The organism is Vibrio sp. Scap24 (assembly GCF_013394185.1).
In the GTDB taxonomy this organism is placed as follows: Bacteria; Pseudomonadota; Gammaproteobacteria; order Enterobacterales; family Vibrionaceae; genus Vibrio; species Vibrio pomeroyi.
In genome coordinates, this window is record NZ_CP041333.1 from 1,912,608 (window position 1) to 1,931,330 (window position 18,723).

14 protein-coding genes are annotated in these 18,723 nt (G+C 45.7%); 5 read left to right on the forward strand and 9 right to left on the reverse strand.

The window, feature by feature from the left end; all coding sequences use genetic code 11:
- Window positions 1–47 precede the first annotated feature (47 nt).
- The 9 genes from FLM53_RS23815 to FLM53_RS23855 form a co-directional block, all read right to left on the reverse strand.
- Window positions 48–1,463, reverse strand: coding sequence for a coniferyl aldehyde dehydrogenase (locus tag FLM53_RS23815; protein WP_176679119.1), 1,416 nt, complete (start codon window positions 1,461–1,463; stop codon window positions 48–50).
- 289 nt (window positions 1,464–1,752) lie between these two features.
- Window positions 1,753–2,235 (reverse strand): MarR family winged helix-turn-helix transcriptional regulator, encoded by a 483-nt coding sequence (locus FLM53_RS23820; protein WP_017632044.1) that lies wholly within the window; start codon window positions 2,233–2,235, stop codon window positions 1,753–1,755.
- Window positions 2,236–2,596: 361 nt separating this feature from the next.
- On the reverse strand, window positions 2,597–3,811 hold the full coding sequence (gene choV, locus FLM53_RS23825) for a choline ABC transporter ATP-binding protein (RefSeq protein ID WP_176679118.1): 1,215 nt from the start codon (window positions 3,809–3,811) through the stop codon (window positions 2,597–2,599).
- Between the two features lie 2 nt (window positions 3,812–3,813).
- Window positions 3,814–4,656, reverse strand: coding sequence for a choline ABC transporter permease subunit (gene choW / locus FLM53_RS23830; RefSeq protein ID WP_004736863.1), 843 nt, complete (start codon window positions 4,654–4,656; stop codon window positions 3,814–3,816).
- 95 nt (window positions 4,657–4,751) lie between these two features.
- Entirely contained in the window at window positions 4,752–5,723 is a 972-nt protein-coding gene (locus FLM53_RS23835) for a choline ABC transporter substrate-binding protein (protein ID WP_176679117.1), read from the reverse strand.
- 119 nt (window positions 5,724–5,842) lie between these two features.
- Window positions 5,843–7,555 carry a choline dehydrogenase gene (gene betA / locus FLM53_RS23840; RefSeq protein ID WP_176679116.1) on the reverse strand — a complete coding sequence of 571 codons (1,713 nt, stop codon included), beginning with the start codon at window positions 7,553–7,555 and terminating at the stop codon, window positions 5,843–5,845.
- Window positions 7,556–7,627: 72 nt separating this feature from the next.
- Window positions 7,628–9,088, reverse strand: coding sequence for a betaine-aldehyde dehydrogenase (betB, locus tag FLM53_RS23845; RefSeq protein ID WP_176679115.1), 1,461 nt, complete (start codon window positions 9,086–9,088; stop codon window positions 7,628–7,630).
- Window positions 9,089–9,182: 94 nt separating this feature from the next.
- On the reverse strand, window positions 9,183–9,785 hold the full coding sequence (betI, locus tag FLM53_RS23850) for a transcriptional regulator BetI (RefSeq protein ID WP_176679114.1): 603 nt from the start codon (window positions 9,783–9,785) through the stop codon (window positions 9,183–9,185).
- A 432-nt stretch (window positions 9,786–10,217) separates the two neighbouring features.
- Window positions 10,218–11,315 (reverse strand): alpha/beta hydrolase, encoded by a 1,098-nt coding sequence (locus FLM53_RS23855; RefSeq protein ID WP_176679113.1) that lies wholly within the window; start codon window positions 11,313–11,315, stop codon window positions 10,218–10,220.
- 287 nt (window positions 11,316–11,602) lie between these two features.
- Here FLM53_RS23855 and FLM53_RS23860 point away from each other — a divergent pair, with 287 nt between their 5' ends.
- The 5 genes from FLM53_RS23860 (at window position 11,603) to FLM53_RS23880 (ending at window position 18,700) form a co-directional block, all read left to right on the forward strand.
- Window positions 11,603–12,307, forward strand: coding sequence for a response regulator (locus FLM53_RS23860; protein WP_176679112.1), 705 nt, complete (start codon window positions 11,603–11,605; stop codon window positions 12,305–12,307).
- Window positions 12,308–12,343: 36 nt separating this feature from the next.
- Window positions 12,344–13,663: a cell wall metabolism sensor histidine kinase WalK gene (locus tag FLM53_RS23865; protein WP_176679111.1), complete on the forward strand. Its 1,320-nt coding sequence runs from the start codon at window positions 12,344–12,346 to the stop codon at window positions 13,661–13,663.
- Between the two features lie 135 nt (window positions 13,664–13,798).
- On the forward strand, window positions 13,799–14,074 hold the full coding sequence (locus tag FLM53_RS23870; protein WP_017632032.1) for a hypothetical protein: 276 nt from the start codon (window positions 13,799–13,801) through the stop codon (window positions 14,072–14,074).
- 538 nt (window positions 14,075–14,612) lie between these two features.
- On the forward strand, window positions 14,613–17,000 hold the full coding sequence (locus FLM53_RS23875; RefSeq protein WP_176679110.1) for a M4 family metallopeptidase: 2,388 nt from the start codon (window positions 14,613–14,615) through the stop codon (window positions 16,998–17,000).
- 143 nt (window positions 17,001–17,143) lie between these two features.
- Window positions 17,144–18,700, forward strand: a complete 1,557-nt coding sequence (locus FLM53_RS23880) for a M28 family metallopeptidase (RefSeq protein ID WP_176679109.1) — start codon at window positions 17,144–17,146, stop codon at window positions 18,698–18,700.
- Window positions 18,701–18,723: the final 23 nt, after the last annotated feature.

Here is an 18,723-nt window from a genome sequence, read left to right on the forward strand (position 1 = left end):
TCTAAAAATAACTTCTTAATAATGAATAACGTAATGACAGAAATGATTTACTTACCAAGCATGCTCATCACTGCTGTTTTTAATTCGTTGTCTTCTTTTGCAAACAGATGCTTAACGCGGTGATCTAAGCCTGTTTCCAAGACGGTTTTAGCGTGAGAGAAGGTGACAAATCCTTCTTTGCCGTGATAATTGCCCTGACCTGACTCGCCTATACCACCAAATGGCGCGTCATCAACGGCTAAATGGAAAACACAGTCATTGATACACATTCCACCGGAATGAACTTGGTGCTTAACCTGAGACTGTAAACTCAAATCAAAACTCATCAGATACAGCGCCAAAGGCCTTGGTTTGCTATTGATGATTTGGAACGCCTCTTCAATATTGCGATACGTAATCAACGGTAATAGCGGGCCGAAAATCTCTTCGTTCATCACCTTGGATGACAGGCTTGGCTCTACAATCAGATGCGTCACCAGTCGTTGGCAATCTAAGTCCATCGCGTCGTCATGGCAGGCCACGGTTCGCGTTCCTGCTTGTTGTTCTTCATTCAACAAACCCACGATACGGTCGCATTGGCGAGGGTTAATTAGGGACGTCAAATTCTCGGAATAGACCCCTTCATCAAACAGCAGTTGGTACTGTTTTTTATATTCCTTAATAAAACCTTCGAGCTTATCTTCAGGCAGCAATACGTAGTCAGGCGCAACGCATACTTGACCGTTATTGAGGCTTTTTCCGTAAATGATTCGCTCGACCGCAATATCGATCGGCATGTCTTCTGCCACGATAACTGGCGACTTGCCACCAAGTTCAAGAGTGACGGGAGTTAACGTGTCAGCCGCTGATTTCATCACTTGACGACCCACTTGGGTTGAACCCGTAAACAGAAGGTGATCAAACGGCAACGCGGAAAACGCAGCAGCAATTTCAACCTCACCTTCAACCAAGCACACCTCATCGACATTGAAAACTTCATCCAATAACTGTCTTAAAACGTCATTGGTTGCTGGCGTAAATTCACTCATTTTGATCATGGCTCGATTACCTGCCGCCAAGGCTGAAATGAGCGGGCCAACCGACAACATGATAGGGAAATTCCACGGGGCAATGATCCCCACTACGCCTTTAGGCTGATAAACCACTTCAACACGCGAAGTTGAAAGCAAAGGGCCTGAGTGGCGAATGGAAGATGTCGACCAATGCGGCAAACACTCGATGGTGTGATCAATATTTCCTAAGCAAGGAAGTATGTCGGCCATCAAAGTATCTTGTCGACTGCGGTGACCATAGTCCTCACTTACCGCGACACACAAACGGTCTGTGTAATCGATAAGAGCAGATTTCAGCGCAAGCAACTGTTCTATTCTCACCGGCACAGTGGGCATCGGATCATCTGCAAAAGCTTCCTGCATACTCTTCAACGTCACTGTCATTTGTGTAGCCGTCAATTCATGTTTCATACATCACCTCGTGGTTAAGAGAGACACACAATAATACAAAACAAACCGGTCGGTCTAGTGTTATTTTGTCAGAGAATCGTCAATGCTGTCTGAAAGAAGTGGCTAGATATTGAATAAATAACAGGTAGTAAATTTGAAAAAGTGGGAAGAAGAAAAAGATAAAGAAAAGACAAATCAGGCTGATATAACCAGATAAATGGGGGGTAGCAGGATCAAAAATGGCCGCTTAAAGCGACCATTAAATGTTATCTTAATGCATTGTTTTTAAACAATTAATCCAACTAGTTAACTAGCTCTTAGCAACGTTGGCAATGCCTTCAAGCTGTAGAACTGGTGCAGCGTCGATGTCTTCTGCATTCATCATCGACGACACGCGTTGCATCGAAGAAAGCAGTAGGCTTTGCTCCCACGGCTCTAGGTTTTGGAATTTTTTAACGAAGTTATCTTGCAGCGGCGGTGGCGCATTGTTTAGCAGCTCTTGGCCTTTTTCCGTCAAGTTCGCATGCACTTTACGACGGTCAGCAACACTACGGATACGTTGTACGTAACCATTCAACTCTAGGCGATCGATGATCGTCGTGGTTGTGGCTTGGCTTACATTGGTGTGATTCGACAATTCTTTGATCGTCACATTACCCATTTCTTGGATTGCTCTCATTAGAATTAATTGAGGGCCAGTCAAACCATACTCTTTACTCAGCTTCTTCGAGTGTAAATCGATAGCGCGAATAATTTGTCGAATAGCGACCAGGATTTCGTCATGTTTGTCCAAGATGCAGACCTTTGTACTAATATACTGTGAGTGGTTTTACAGCGTCGAAGCGAAGAGCTTTCATGAAATCGGAGTCAGGACCGCTCGAATTACACTGTAAATTGATAAATTACGTCATTAATTTTTCCGCATTGTACTGATGTTCATACTATTCTCAATCTTTTCTATGCCTCTGAATTTGCGCAGGGCAACACTTTTGCTCAATGAGTCACGATTTTCGCTCTTATATCGGCTAACAAGATAACAAAAAGCCAGAAGTCGTTAACAAATAAAAAAGCAGAGCAGTCAAATAGGTAGAGAGATTGTGATGGCCTCACTACCTATTTAATGTTTCGACATCTGACTATTTTAGTTCAAAAGATTAAGCAGCATTGTTTAGTTGAAAATTACCTGTCAGCGCGTTGTAGAACTCGCTGTTATCCAAGATCCCAACCAATTGATTGTCTTCAACCAGCAAAATCGGATGGTTACTGATCTGCTTGAGCTTAATCGCATCACGCATACCGATTTCGGGGCTTGTGACCACGACACTCGATGCGTTGATAGCCGTTAAGTCATCAGACTCACTCCACTCAACCAGTGCCAACGTCGACTCACCTTTTACCGATAAAGCACCTTCACTCTGTTCAATCCAGAGATCTTTAGAATCGCAAATCTTCCAGCTTTCATTCTCTTGCGTCAGTGAATCAAGAGGCTGCATCAAAGAACGACCTTTAAGTACATTCAACGGGTTGGTGTGAGCAACAAAGTCTTTTACATATTCCGTTTTCGGCGTCAGTACGATCTCTTCCGGCTTACCGTGTTGGATCAGTTTGCCAGACTCCATGATCGCGATGTTATTACCAATCTTCAGCGCTTCATCAAGGTCGTGGCTCACGAACAGAATGGTTTTGTTTAGCTTGCTTTGCAGTGTAATCAGCTCATCTTGAAGCTGAGCACGAATCAATGGGTCAAGCGCCGAGAACGGCTCGTCCATTAGTAGAATGTCAGTATCCATGGCAAAGGCACGCGCCAAACCGACACGTTGCTGCATACCACCAGAAAGCTCATGTGGGAATTTCGTTTCCCACTCAGCGAGGCCAACCATTTCAAGCTGTTCACGCGCCTTTGCACGACGAACATCTTTGGCGACACCTTGCATTTCTAGACCAAACGCCACGTTATCTAACACGGTTAACCAAGGCATTAAGGCGAACTTTTGGAACACCATAGAAACACGGTGAGTACGTAGATGACGCAGTGTCGCTTCGTCGCACTGCTCACCTAGATCCACCAGCTTATCGCCATCTTTGATTGCCAATGAACCACGGCTGATCTCGTTTAAACCATTCACGGCACGAAGCAATGAAGATTTACCCGAGCCCGATAAGCCCATCAACACGCAGATCTCGCCTTCTTCAACCGTTAAAGAGACATTATCTACGCCAACAACTTGGCCAGTTTCATCAATGATCTCTTGGCGAGTTTTACCTTGGTCGAGTAGCTCAAGCGCTTGCTTCGACTTATCACCAAAAACGACATCAAGGTTTTTAATGGTAATCGCGTCCATTGTCTTTTTTTCCTGAGAGCTAGACATGATTAAGCCTCCTTCTGGTTTGGTGTTTTGCACAAGCGATCAAGAATGATAGCGACTAATACAATCGCCAGTCCTGCTTCAAAACCTTGTGAGATGTTCACTGTGTTCAATGCACGAACAACAGGTTTACCAAGTCCGTCAGCACCGACAAGAGCGGCGATAACCACCATCGAAAGCGACAACATGATGCACTGAGTAACACCTGCCATAATGCTTGGTAGAGCCGCCGGCAGTTCCACTTTGAGTAGCAACTTCATGCGGCTAGCACCAAAGGCTTTACCTGCTTCAATCAACTCTTCAGGTACTTTAGTCACACCCAGATAGGTCAAGCGTATTGGCGCGGCGATAGCAAAAATAATGGTCGAGATTAGGCCCGGAACGATGCCTAAGCCAAATAGAACCAAGGTCGGGATAAGGTACACAAACGTTGGTACCGTCTGCATTAAATCGAGGATTGGGCGCAGTAACGTGTACAGCCAAGGGCGGTGTGCTGCCATGATGCCAACCGGAACGCCAATTAATACGGAAATCGTTGTCGCCGCAAAGACGAGAACAAAGGTTTCCAGCATTTCTTGCCAATAGCCAAGGTTGAGGATGGTCAGAAGCGCCGCGACAACGAAGATCACCAGCGACAATTTACGGTGTAAATACCAAGCAATCGCTGCGGTAATCACGATTGGCAACGCAGGCGGCATCCATTTAAATACATCGACTAAAAACAGAATAACGGTTTCTAAAAAGATAGAAATAGCATCAAAAAAGCCTGCTGCGTTGATTGTTAACCAGTCAACACCAGCTTCCATCCATTGTCCGACAGGGATTTTGTTTTCCGTAATAAAATTCACAATATTGCCTTTTATTATGGGTGGGCTACTTCAAACCAATCGATACATTGGCAAGCCCACCTTTATTATTTATGTAGCTGTTGAGATAGGTAGAACTAAGCTTTAACTTGTTTTAGGTATTCAGTAACTGCTTGAGTCGCTGATTCGCCTTTATGCGTTTTTACGTTGTCTAACCAAGCTTCCACTTGTTGTGGATTGTTGTTCAGCCATTGTTGCGCCGCTTTTTCAGGCTTCACATTCTGGTTCAGAATCTCTTCCATCAGCTGGTTTTCCATCTCTAGAGTGAACTCTAAGTTCTGTAGAAGCTGACCGACGTTTGAACACTCAGACAGGTAGTTTGAACGAACATTGGTGTAAACATTTGCGCCACCGTAGTTCGGGCCGAAGAAGTCGTCACCACCAGATAGGTATTCCATCTCAACATTGCTATTCATTGGGTGCGGTGCCCAACCAAGGTAAACGATCCATTGGCTGCGACGCGCTGCACGTGATACTTGCGACACCATGCCTGCTTCGCTTGATTCAACTAGGCTGAAATCTTTTAGACCGAAGGCGTCAGAGTCGATCATCGATTGGATTAGGCGGTTACCATCGTTACCAGGCTCAATGCCGTAGATGCGGTCTTTAAATTTGTCGGCATGTGTTGCTAGATCTGCGAAGCTTTTCACACCGGCGTCGTACACGTACTTAGGTACAGCGAGCGTGTATTTCGCACCTTCAAGGTTGGCACGAACGGTTTCAACGGTGCCCGCTTCACGATATTTAGCAATATCGCCTTCCATGGTTGGCATCCAGTTACCTAGGAATACATCAATGTCGCCATTGGCCATAGAAGAGTAAGTTACGGGTACTGAAAGCAGGTCTGTTTTGGTTTTGTAGCCAAGACCTTTCAGTAACTCAGAAGTGACTGCCGTCGTTGCTGTGATGTCTGTCCAACCGACATCGGCAAAGCGCACGTTTTCACATTGCTGTGGCTCAACAGAAGCGTTAGCCGCAAATGCAAATGAGCTGATAGCGAGTGTTGTTAACGTTTTTGTCGCCACGTTCTGAATATTTAGAGTCGTCATAATGGTTCCTTTTGATCTTTCCTTTTGCTGCTCTATCTCAATGGATAGCGGCAGTACTGCTGACTTTTGACTTATGATTGGTGTTACTATTTTTATTGTTTTTAAGCAGTAACAGAGGCTTAAGCTTCTCTCACTGGCTTATTGATTCTTTGTTTTTCTTCCCATTCCGGTGCAATCCACACTGGCACGTCCTGCTCTTTAAGCATGGGTTTACCCAAAATCAAATCGGAAGCGCGCTCAGCCACCATGATGGTTGGCGCGTTTAAGTTTCCGTTTGGAATGGTTGGGAAAACAGATGAGTCGACGACACGCAGATTATCAATGCCACGAACACGACACTCTTCATCAAGCACTGCCATTGGGTCGTTATCTGAACCCATTTTGCAGCCACAAGAAGGGTGATAAGCACTTTCAACGTTCTGCTTAACCCACTCATCAATCGCTTCATCGGAAGTAATGTTTAGACCCGGCTGAATCTCTTCACCACGGTAAAAATCCATCGCAGGTTGCGACAGAATTTCGCGAGTCAGACGAATACAATCGCGCCAATCTTGGCGGTCTTGCTCAGTCGAGATGTAGTTGAAAGTGATCTCTGGCTTGGCATGCGGATCATCAGAAGTGATCGCCACCGTACCGCGGCTCTCTGGCTTGTTAGGTCCAACGTGTACTTGGAAACCGTGGCCATCAAAGGCCGCTTGGCCGTCATAACGCATGGCCGCAGGTAGGAAGTGGTATTGAATATTTGGCCACTTCAATCCTTTGCGAGAACGAATAAACGCACACGATTCAAAATGATTGGTTGCACCCAAGCCTTTACGAGTCAGAATCCATTCCGCACCAATCATGCCCTTGCTCACCAAGCCAAGCTTGCTGTTGAGCGTGATAGGTTCGTTACAGTGATATTGGAAGTAAACTTCTAGGTGGTCTTGAAGGTTTTCACCCACACCATTCAGCTCGTGTTTCAACTCAACGCCTGCCTTCTCAAGTACCGTTTTCGGGCCGATACCAGAAAGTTGTAGCAGTTGAACAGAACCGATAGAGCCCGCAGAGGAGATCACTTCTTTGTTCGCTACCGCGACTTGGGTATTGCCTGACTTTTCAAACTCGACACCAACGGCTTTCAAGCCTGATTGGCCTGTTGAGTTTTGTGCTTCAAGTAAGAAACGGCGCGCCACGATGCCCTTCATCAAGGTAAGGTTTGAACGCTTCAATGCACGGCGTAGATAAGCGTTAGAAGTTGAGGCTCTAACACCCTTGTCTACCGTCATATGCATGGTGCCGAAGCCTTCTTGCTGGTAGCCGTTGTAATCTTGAGTTTCTGGATAACCGGCATCTTTACCTGCATCGATAAAGGCTTGGTAAAGCGGGTTAAGCTTCATATCGTTGCCGTTACATGTACCTACAGGGCCGTTGTCACCACGGTATTCATCACCACCTTTATTCCACGATTCAGCACGGCGGAAGTAAGGCAAACACGCTTGGTAATTCCAACCCGCTGCCCCCTCTTCTTCCCACTGATCGAAGTCACAAGCGTGGCCACGCACATAAACCATGCCGTTGATCGATGAGCTTCCACCTAACACCTTGCCACGTGGACAGTGCAGTTCTCGTCCATCAAGACCTGGCTCTTTCTCTGTTTCAAATTGCCAAGCGTACTTTTCAGTATTCATTGGGTAAGAAAGCGCGGTCGGCATCTGGATAAAAATGCTCTTATCCGTACCACCAGCTTCCAGTAATAAAACGCTATGTTCACCGCTTTCTGTTAGCCTATCCGCTAACACACAGCCGGCCGAACCCGCGCCGACGATAATATAATCGTAGCGTTGTTCCATGTTATCTATTCCCTGAGGTGAGTCAGTGGAGCTAGCTACTTTAAGCTAGCCCATTAAATTGAGTGTTACGCGTTAGGCATAAGGGCTGGCGTAATCGCCAAGTTCGATAAGAATGCTCTTAGTCTGCGTATAGTGAAGTAGAGTCTCTGGTCCATTTTCACGACCAATACCCGAAAGTTTGTAGCCACCAACAGGCATTTCTGCCGGCGAGTCACCCCACGTGTTAACCCAGCAAATACCCGCTTGCATTTGGTGAATAACGCGGTGAGCGCGAGAAAGGTTTTGCGTGAATACGCCAGCAGCAAGGCCGTATTGAGTATCGTTAGCACGGCGAATCACATCGTCTTCATCAGTGAACTTCAACACCGACATAACAGGACCGAAAATTTCTTGCTGAACGTGAGGCATGTCGTCATGGCAATCGGTGAATACCGTAGGAATAACAAAGTTGCCGTTTGCTAAGCCGTTATCCGTCACTTGATAGCCGCCCGTCAGCAGGGTGGCACCCGACTGTTTAGCTAGCTCAATCGCTTCAAGGACTTTTGAAAGATGTTCTTTAGAAATCAACGCGCCAATCTGAGTTTCCATGTCCATTGGGTTACCAATGATCAGCTTCTCAGTGCGTGTTTTAAGTTGGTCGATGAAGTCGTTGTAGATATTTTCATGTACATAAACACGAGTACCATTGGTGCACACTTCGCCTTGAGTGTAGAAGTTTGCGACCATCGAAGCAGAAACTGCATCATCCAATTTCGCATCATCAAACACGATCATTGGTGACTTGCCACCTAGCTCCATAGTGACTGATTTCAGCGTTTTAGCGCTGTCAGCCATCACGGCTTTACCGGTACCGGTTTCACCCGTGAAAGAGACTTTCGCGATGTCTGGGTGCGCCGTTAGCATTTGACCCACACGGTAGTCACCCTGAACCACGTTGAACACGCCATCAGGAAGACCAGCTTCGGTAAAGATCTCCGCAAGTTTGAGCGCGGTTAGCGGCGTTTCTTCTGAAGGTTTGAAAATCATCGAGTTACCCGCAGCAAGCGCCGGAGCTGATTTCCACATCGCGATTTGAATTGGGTAGTTCCACGCGCCAATGCCAGCACAGATGCCCAGCGGTTCGCGGCGAGTGTAGAAAAATTGAGATTCGCTCAGCGGTTGTTGGTCGCCTTGTAGGGTTGGAGCAAGGCCAGCAAAGTACTCAATAACATCAGCGCCAGAGGCCACATCCACTTCAATTGCTTCTTGCAGCGGCTTGCCCGTATCAACAACCTCAAGGTTCGCAAGGTCATTGTTTCGAGCCCTAAGGATTTCAACGGCCTTCAAAAGAATACGACTGCGCTCTACCGCTGTCATTGCTGACCATACCGCAAAGCCACGCTTCGCGGATTCAATCGCGCTATCCACATCCGCTGCAGAGGCTTGGCCTAGCGTGGCGATCGGTTCGCCGTTTGCCGGATTGATGCTATCAAAGGTTTCACCAGACGTAGCTTTGACTGCTGCGCCATCAATGTATAACGAGTTCATTTCCATTTGAGATTCTGACTTAATTATTGTTATTAGACTCTACTGGTCTAGTTTGAATGTTGGGTGTAAGCATTGGTTGTTCTAGTTCTAACACTGCGTTCTATTTGGTACTGCACGAGTAGAACGTCAGTTGTTTATCAAGGTAATCGTTGATGATGGCGCGCGCCTTCTGAGCATCGATACCATCTGGGTTTAGTGTGCCTCTCAGCCACAAACCATCAATCAGAGACGCGATCCCGTGAGCAACGAGATCTGCCTGTTCATGATTCAAAATACCTTTCAATTCAAGGCGTAAATGCGAGAGCAAACGTCTTTCATTCACGCGCTGGAGTCTTTTTAGCTTTTGGTCATGCATCGAATACGACCAGAATGCCAACCACGTCTTAGCCACCTTATTTTCTGCTTGGTAACCTTCAAAGTTACCGTCGATGATGGCATTAATCCTCTGCTGGTGAGCGTCAGCAGGGAGCGCTTTGAGCGCGGTGGTAATGGTATTGGACAGTTGGCGAAGGATTTCACGCATGGTCTCTTCGAGCAGGCCGTGTTTGCCACCAAAATAGTGATTAATGATGCCGGTAGAGACTCCCGCTTCTTTGCTGATCAACGCAATACTCGCGGCATGCAAACCGACTCGATCAATCACCGTCATGGTCGCTTGAACAAGCTGTGGTTTACGTATGTCAGGCATCCCAACCTTCGGCATTTCTTAGTCCTTTTATTTTTTATTGAACGTTCAGTTAAATATAAAATGACAGAAATTTAGTTAGGGTTCAAATGATTATTTAAAACAAAATCGTAACAATACAGCATTCAAAAATCAAAAAACCAATTAAAAACAATCGGTTAAATATCATTTAGGGCACTAATGAAATCAATTAAAGATTTGAGGTGTGATAGTTAATGGTCAAATGTTTTGCTTAAAAAGTTCAATAATCAACCAGTGAGAGTCCGTGTAGAAACTTTTTTGGGAGAGAGTGGAAAAAGGTAGTATCAAGGAACTTTTATACTGAAATTTAAGGGCAGGAAATCCACAATCAACACAGGTAACGAATCAAAAAATGAACAAAAAAGATTGGTGACAACAACGTCATCACCAACCTTATCAAGTCGTTTCTTATGTTATTACAAGCCTAAGCTACTCAATGCGTGTAATAAAACCATATTTATCCGAGTCGGCTTTCGTCATCCAATGTTCACCAGAAGCGGGGGCAGAATCTAAAGTGAAGATGTAGAAGTCTATTCCTTTGTCTCCCATCACCTTTTTAAAATAAGTCGCTTGTTGGCGATGACTCTCATTGGTGTATGGGAATTCTTTAGCCGTTTTATCCCCGTCAGCCCAGCTATGCACACCCACCTGCTTATTCAACTCAATAGCTTTGGTGGTATCAGCGCGTTGCAGAACTCGTGGGTTACCGGCAGCGAACAGATCCGTGCCTCCCGAGAACACCGACCCCGTAGCAGTAACGATTGTGGTCATCTTGTTGTGGTGGATCATGCGTCCGGTGTACATGTTGATCTCGTCATCAGCGCTGCCACCGATATGATTGGTGAATTTCAACGTCATCTCGCTGCTTGGGTACAATTTTACGATATCAAAAAGCTGAGAATAGGTGGATGCACCCAAAGTCGATTGAATTCGCTCAACAGCGCCAGTCTCTTTGAGCACATCGCGATAAAAGGCATTGAAAGCAAACGAAGTGGTGATGGTGACCTTGTTACCCTTTTTGGTTTTACTCAGAATCGTCGAACCCAAGCTCGTCACGTATTGCGACAACTCATTTTGGAATTCGAGCTCAACCGCTTTTGTACTGTTCGTTGTTGTTTGAATTAACGTGGTCTCATTAGAAACAGAACGTAGCGCCGCGCCGCAATCAAACACGTCCAAACCCTTGCTCTCTGTGTAGATACCGCAGCTATCAAACCCTGCATCAGGAAAATACAAGTCAACACTTTGACCTAAGCGGCTCGCAAGCCTTACTACTTTTTGCTTCTCACTGATGTCTTCAGCAAATTGAATTTGGTCATACTGCACACCGCCATAGGTCAGTTTCATTGACTCTTGAAGCTCTTCTCGTTCTTGATACAACTTGCCTAATTTCACTGACGAAAATACGTAATCCGCCTTAGGTTTCACTTGAGCTTTAGTCGTCGCTTTACCTGAACTAGAACTTGAATTACACCCAGCTAAAATAATCAAAGGCAGTGCCAGTAACGTTTTTCTATAGTTATTCATGCGTCATTCCCAAAATGTTTGATAGGAAAATTCTATTGTTTGGCGCTGAATTTATCTGTATTGGGAATGTATGAGAATGTCGAATCTATTTGAACAATGTTTTTTATTTTCCTATAAATGCCAATTCATCATTGAACTAACTTATAAAGTGTTTAATCATTCGCTTTAGGTATTTGGCGAAGCATGTGAACTTATATGCAACAGCGCATAATCGTAATGGTTCATCACGACGAAGACTCGCTCACCTAATCTCAATAAGTGAAACGCACGACAAGGCTGATAATGGAATGACAAAACCTAAAATGATCATCGTGGAAGACGATTTGAAACTTCAGAAAATGTTGCAGGACTACTTCGTCGCGCAAGATTTTGATGTCACGGTGTTGGACGATGGCAGTGATGCCGCACAAACCATCCTCGCGGAGCAACCTGACATCGTACTGCTGGATTTGATGCTTCCTGTAACTGATGGACTTACAATCTGCCGACAGACGCGTACGCACTATAAAGGTAAAATCTTGATGCTCACTGCTAGCGATGACGACTTTGATCACGTCGCTGGTTTAGAGACAGGGGCTGATGACTATGTCACCAAGCCAATCAAACCAAGAGTTCTGCTGGCCAGAGTCCGTTCGTTATTACGCCGCCAAGACACCAATACCGCTTCAGTCGATGACTCAGACACCCTTCAGTTCGATCAACTCGTTCTGAAAAACACTTATAAGAAGTGTGAGCTTTCAGGTGCGGTTTTATCACTCACTGACAGCGAGTTTGACCTACTTTGGTTATTGGCAAGCAACCCAGACACGCCGTTATCTCGTGACTACTTGACGCAAACATTGCGCGGGATTGAGTACGACGGAATAGACCGGACGATTGACAACAAGGTTGTACGTCTAAGGAAGATTTTGGGCGACGACCACACACCAGCAGAGAAAATTCAGACCATTCGCGGTAAAGGCTACTTGTTTGTTTCAACCGCCTGGCATTAACTTCGCTCAGTACGAGCGTAATGAAAGAGAGCGATTATGCGACGTATCTTTTTGGAGTCCCTATTAGGGCTGTTAGTTTGCTTCATGAGCGGCATTGTCGCTTACGAAATCTGTGTCTATCAGCTCAATACTGACTACGAATATGTTCTGCAAGATTATGAAGCCACAGCCCACCAGCAACTCATAGAAAATATCGCGAAAAATCAGGGGCTTGAAGCGGCTCAAAAAGCCATGAATCAGTTTGTCGAAACCACTCGAAATAAACTGATTACGTTCAATCCAAAAGATGAAATACCAAGCCCTGTATCAGAGTTCTTCTCGACCAACCCAAATACCTTTATCTTTCACGATGATGAGCGTGACCTTTGGTTTCGCTTAGCAAGCAGTGACAATACCTATCATTACCTACCCAACAGTGAAGCGTTCGTTAGACAAAAGATTGAGTTGGAAGATGACCTCATTTGGTTGTTCTTCCTAGCCAGCTTTATCTTGTACGGCGTATGCCACCTATTTATTATCTTCCGCCGAGTTAAGAAGCTTGAATCGGCGACGCTAGCCTTTGCTGAAGGAGATCTCTCCTCGCGAGCCGAGACCTCAAGCGGCATTGCAATCGGCTCACTCAATAAGTCTTTCAACCTAATGGCAGACCGTATTCACCGCTTGATTGAGAGTAATCGTTCACTCACCAATGCGGTCGCCCATGAGCTGCGAACGCCAATATTCCGTATCCAATGGCAAGCTGAAATGCTGAAAGACACACCGCTCAACGAGTCTCAACAAGAGACTGTAGAGAGCATTGTGGAAGATACCGAAGAGATGGAGAAGATGGTCGACGAGCTATTGTGTTACGCCAAGCTAGATAGCTGCGACCTCGAAAATTTACAGCAACCTGTCGAGATAAATGACTTTCTTGGTCATGCAATGACGCGTTGGAACAAAGATACTGAGCTCGACATCAACCTATCACTGCCAGAGCAACCTTACGAGATTCTTGCGGATGAAATACTGTTGAACCGCGCTCTGGATAACCTCGTACGCAACGCCATGAAATTCGCACGCTCTCAAGTGTTAATTGAAGCCAGCGCGCATCAAGAACAACTGAAAATTGCAGTACATGATGATGGCGATGGTGTGACGCAAGAGCATCAGGCTCGCTTGTTTGAACCGTTTTACGTTGGTGATAAAGCGCGTAACAAAGCCAAGAGTGGCCATGGTTTAGGGTTGTCTATCGTCGAGAAGATCTGTGCTCAACACAACGCAACCGTGGAAGTGGGTCAGAGCCAAGCCTTAAAAGGTGCAGTATTCACCATAACCATTCAGCTATGTAATGATTCAGCTGACAAACCCATACAGTAACTACAAAACACCTCTGGAATAATGTTCAACATCGGTCGGGAGATGCTGTCTCCCATGAACTTATTAAATCTAGATAATCATGCCACTGCCTTTGTGCCTTGCCATCTAGGTTCCAATCATTCTTAGGGTATTTTTATGAAAAAGTTATTAGTTGTTTTAGGCATTGTTTCTCTAGCAGGTTGTTCAGGTATCAGCCACAACGAAGAAGTTTACACAGCGCACGCTGAGAGCTTCAACATCGTAGGTTTCCAAGTTCCTGGTAACACACAAGATCGTGCAATGGAATTGGTGCCTGAAGGCGCTACGGTTGAGACTATTCGTTCTACAAACTCTGACACAAGCTCTGTTCTGGGTATCATCAACCGTATTATTGGTATCGACTACGTTCAAGTTGGCGGTAAGAAGCAGTAATTCGCCATCGTTGCATGCTTAAGTTCGTAGCCTGTACAAACTAACTTCATCTAAGCCAGTGACCTCGTCGCTGGCTTTTTTCATCCAGTCAGTTTTGTGCTCTGTGCCAAAGAACTTCTTAATTACCCTGCCCTGTTATAACTAACAATTCGAAAAATAAGCCAGAAAATCTTCGATTTATCATCAAAATATCTCTTAAATTCACTTAATAGCCTCTCGCTCAAACTGACACTGCCAAATCGTTGTTCCTTCTATCAACCCAAAACTGGTTAATTGAGGCACAGATCAATTTGCACAAAAATCTTAATTTCCAAGAATAATTAACACTTAATAAAAGTGTCATGATTTTATAAATAAAACCTATTAGTGCGTTCAAAAATAAACAGAAACGATAACTATCTGTAAATACGAGAAGTATAAGTTTCATGAATAAAAGAGATCATTGCCATGCTACTAATTAATCAGATCGAATGATGTAAATTCGCTGTGAGAATTTTGTTACGTTTTCTTTGATTTTACATGGAAAGAGAAAATAACAATGAAAATAAGAAAGCGTTTAGTTGCCGTTGCTATAGCCTGTGCTATGTCTTTGTCAGTGCATGCAAATGAATCAGTTCAGATTGATCAACCGATCAACTTTACTAACTTTTCTGGGTTAAACACCCAGCTAGGTGTAAGTAATGCTTCTAGCTTCAAGATGGTTAAAGAAGTAAACCTCAAAAAGCGTGGCATCTACAAAGTGAAGATCCAGCAAAACATCTGGGGAACGCCAGTATGGGGGCACTACCTAAATGCAACCCAAAGTGTTCAAGGTGGTGCGCTTAAGTCCGTTCAAGGTCGCTACCTTAAGACAACAACCCTAGAGCGTTCTTTTGTTAAACCCGCCATCAACAGCGCTCAAGCGATTGAATTGGCAAGTAAAGATCTTAAGACTCAAGGCTTAACCAGCAAATCTCTAGACAATGTCCAGCATGACTTGTTTATTTATCAGGGCCCATCCAACCAAGGATCAGGTAAACAAAGCATAGGCACACAAGGCGCGGACAAAACACGCCTTGTGTACGTTGTCTCTTACCTTGTCGAAGGCAGCGAGCACCCGACTCGACCATTCACAATGCTCGATGCGCATACGGGCGAAGTGATCGACCGCTGGGAAGGTATTGCACACGCTCAGATCGGCACAGGCCCAGGTGGTAACGAAAAAACAGGCATGTACGAGTACGGTACCGACTACCACTACCTTGATGTTCAAGAAAATGGCACTGAGTGTGTTATGGAGTCGGAAAATGTTGTCACTGTTAACCTAAATGGCGCGACAGACGGCGACACCGTTTACAGCTATGAATGTCCTCGTAACGAATACAAGTCTGTGAACGGCGCATTCTCGCCACTGAACGACGCACACTACTTCGGTAACATTGTGTTCGACATGTATAAAAACTGGTTCGACACAGCACCACTCTCTTTCAAACTCATGATGCGTGTTCACTACGGTGAAAACTACGAGAACGCATTCTGGGATGGCAAGGCAATGACCTTTGGCGATGGTGAAAGCTTCTTCTACCCACTTGTAAGCCTAGATGTATCAGCGCACGAAGTGAGCCACGGTTTCACTGAGCAAAACTCAGGTTTGATCTACGCAAACCAATCGGGCGGCATGAACGAGGCTTTCTCTGATATGGCTGGTGAAGCCGCTGAATACTACATGAAAGGCAGCAACGACTGGATGGTCGGACGCAATATCTTCAAAGGCGAAGGCGCTCTGCGTTACATGGACGATCCATCACGCGATGGCTCTTCAATCAACAACGCATCTGAATACTACGATGGCTTGAACGTGCACTACAGCTCGGGTGTATTCAACAAAGCGTTCTACCATCTAGCAACCACGCAAGGTTGGGACACCAAGAAAGCGTTCGAACTTTTCGTATTAGCCAACCAAATCTACTGGTCTGAAAACAGTGATTTCTGGCAAGGCGCTTGTGGCGTGAAGAACTCAGCAACCGATCTTGGCTACAGTGCCGATGACGTGGTTTCTGCGTTCAACTTAGTGGGCGTATCTCCTTGTGGCGAGCCACCACTTCCGCCAGAACCGGAATATCAACGTCTTGAAAATGGTGTTGAAGCCGCAGTTGCTGGTGAAACAGGCTCAAAAACTTACTTCGATATCGAAGTACCAGAAGGCCAAGACAAGCTGACGATTGATCTTGCTGTTTCTACGGGTGACCCAGATATGTATGTCGGCCTAGATTACGCACCAAGCCCTCAAGACAATATCTGTAAGAGTGAAAGCGTGACTGACGAAGTGTGTGTGATTGAGAACCCAACCTCAGGTCGCTACACAGTGAACATTCTAGGCTACTCAGATTACGCAGGTGCAAACCTAAAAGCATCGTACGAATCAGGCGACGCTAACGTACCGCCAGTTTCTTCTTTCGAACACACGGTTGTAGGCAAAGAAGTAGAGCTGCGCAGCACAAGTTCGGACAGCGATGGCCAGATCGTTTCTTACCAATGGAACCTAGGCGATGGCAACACGCAAACAGGTGAAGTCACTCGTTATACCTATGCTGAAGCTGGCGACTACGTGGTTACCCTAACCGTGACTGACGATACAGGTGTTGCAACATCAGCAAGCAAGTCGATCACGATTGAAGGTGATTCAGCGAAAGGCTTCCCACTAAAACTGAAGTTTGGTAACAAAAACCCGAACGGCAAGGCTCGCGTTAAGCTGGCATGGGATTACGACACCAACGACTACTTCGTGATTAAGCGTAACGGCAAGAATGTTGGTGCGACAGACTTCAACTCATACGTCGACAAGTTCCGTCACAACGGCACAGTGGATGTGGAGTACCAAGTGTGTACCTCAACAAGTGATATCTGTTCAGAAACCAAGCACTACCGTTTCATTAAAGCACAGTAATCAATAGCAAATTCAGGGCTCCGAAAGGGGCCCTTTTCTCTATTGTCTGTTTAGCGCATGAAACATCTACACCAAAACATCCGCACCTTACATAAAAATCACACCCATCAAGATAACAATACTCACCATAAAAAGGACGACAAATGGCTATTCAAAAAAGCATGCTAGCTTTGGCTGTACTCGGAGGTTCTCTAGCCTTGATCAACAGTACTTCGGCTCACGCATCCCTAGGCATCACACCACCAGCGAACGAAGAGGTTTGGATCACCACCGATGCTGACGCACAGCATATAATGACTCAGCATGGCGCAACAGTTTACCCAAGCGTGACGGGAAACAAGCATTCCATCGTCGCGAAAATCAACCAGAAAGAGCTGGCGAAACTATCCAGCCACATGCACGAAGAAACTCACCGTTGTGGTGGCTACATGGTGCACGAAGACAAAGCAAGCGCACTCAAGGCCGCAGCGATGCCATTGACAATGAACACCTTCGAAAAGCCGGTGATCAGCCATCAAGACACAGTGAACGATCTACTCGCTCAGGTCGAGCCGAACAACATGGTCACGACCATCGAAAATCTAACCAACTTCACCAACCGTTTTTATACTACTTCTACTGGTGTCGCTGCTTCAGATTGGCTTTTAGAGCGTTGGGAAACCGAGATTAAAGATGTACCGTACGCATCTGCACGACAAATCACACACGCCGAATATCCACAAAAATCCGTTGAAGTGACACTGCTTGGCGCTAAATATCCTGAAGAGATCGTCGTTGTTGGTGGTCACCTTGATTCGACAGTTGGATCTTGGACAAGCGAAGGCACCATTTCACCGGGAGCCGATGATGATGCTTCGGGCATTGCAACGGTAACAGAGTCGCTTCGCCTGATGATAGCGAGCGGTATTCAGCCAGACAAAACCATCAAGTTCTATGGCTATGCTGCAGAGGAAGTGGGACTGCGTGGTTCACAAGATGTCGCCAACGCGTTACGAGACGAGCAAGCAAACGTTGTGTCGGTACTGCAATTAGACATGACCAACTACAACGGTTCGGCGCACGATATCACCTTCATCACAGACTATACCGACAGTAACTTAACCGCCTATTTGAGCGAGCTGATCGACACTTACGCAAGCGACATCAGTTACGGTTTCGATAATTGTGGCTATGCCTGTTCTGACCACGCTTCTTGGCACAATGTTGGTTACCCAGCCGCCATGCCATTCGAGAGTATGTTCAACGACTACAACCCACACATTCATACCCAGCACGATACTTTGGAAAATTCCGATCCAACCGCAACACACGCGACTAAATTCGCCAAATTAGCCATTTCTTACCTTGTAGAAACCAGCCTTGATTCACCAGTTGCAGGTCCTAAAGAGCTACAAAATGACGTCCCCCTTGAAGGACTTACTGCAGGATATGGTGAAGAGCAATTCTTCACATTTACCACGGAAAGTGCAGGTCAGTTAACGGTAACATTAACAGGCCCTCGAAGTGGCGATGCCGACCTTTATGTGAAACACAATGGCACCGTATCGAAAGCAAGCTACGACTGTCGCCCATACCAGAACAGCAGCAACGAACAGTGTGTATTGAACAAGCCAGCGGGTGAATTCAGCATCATGGTGCGCGGCTATCGCAACTTTAACGATGTCACCATCGTCGCTAACTTTGTGCCTGATTGGCTGTAAGGTTAGTTGACTGACTAACGTTA

Excerpts from the sequence above, each read along its gene's own strand:
- choV (WP_176679118.1), bottom strand. The coding sequence starts at position 3,811 with ATGTCTAGCTCTCAGGAAAAAAAGACAATGGACGCGATTACCATTAAA.
- FLM53_RS23875 (WP_176679110.1), top strand. The coding sequence starts at position 14,613 with ATGAAAATAAGAAAGCGTTTAGTTGCCGTTGCTATAGCCTGTGCTATG.
- FLM53_RS23815 (WP_176679119.1), bottom strand. The coding sequence starts at position 1,463 with ATGAAACATGAATTGACGGCTACACAAATGACAGTGACGTTGAAGAGT.
- FLM53_RS23870 (WP_017632032.1), top strand. The coding sequence starts at position 13,799 with ATGAAAAAGTTATTAGTTGTTTTAGGCATTGTTTCTCTAGCAGGTTGT.
- betI (WP_176679114.1), bottom strand. The coding sequence starts at position 9,785 with ATGCCGAAGGTTGGGATGCCTGACATACGTAAACCACAGCTTGTTCAA.
- betA (WP_176679116.1), bottom strand. The coding sequence starts at position 7,555 with ATGGAACAACGCTACGATTATATTATCGTCGGCGCGGGTTCGGCCGGC.
- FLM53_RS23835 (WP_176679117.1), bottom strand. The coding sequence starts at position 5,723 with ATGACGACTCTAAATATTCAGAACGTGGCGACAAAAACGTTAACAACA.
- FLM53_RS23860 (WP_176679112.1), top strand. The coding sequence starts at position 11,603 with ATGACAAAACCTAAAATGATCATCGTGGAAGACGATTTGAAACTTCAG.
- FLM53_RS23880 (WP_176679109.1), top strand. The coding sequence starts at position 17,144 with ATGGCTATTCAAAAAAGCATGCTAGCTTTGGCTGTACTCGGAGGTTCT.
- FLM53_RS23855 (WP_176679113.1), bottom strand. The coding sequence starts at position 11,315 with ATGAATAACTATAGAAAAACGTTACTGGCACTGCCTTTGATTATTTTA.
- FLM53_RS23865 (WP_176679111.1), top strand. The coding sequence starts at position 12,344 with ATGCGACGTATCTTTTTGGAGTCCCTATTAGGGCTGTTAGTTTGCTTC.
- betB (WP_176679115.1), bottom strand. The coding sequence starts at position 9,088 with ATGGAAATGAACTCGTTATACATTGATGGCGCAGCAGTCAAAGCTACG.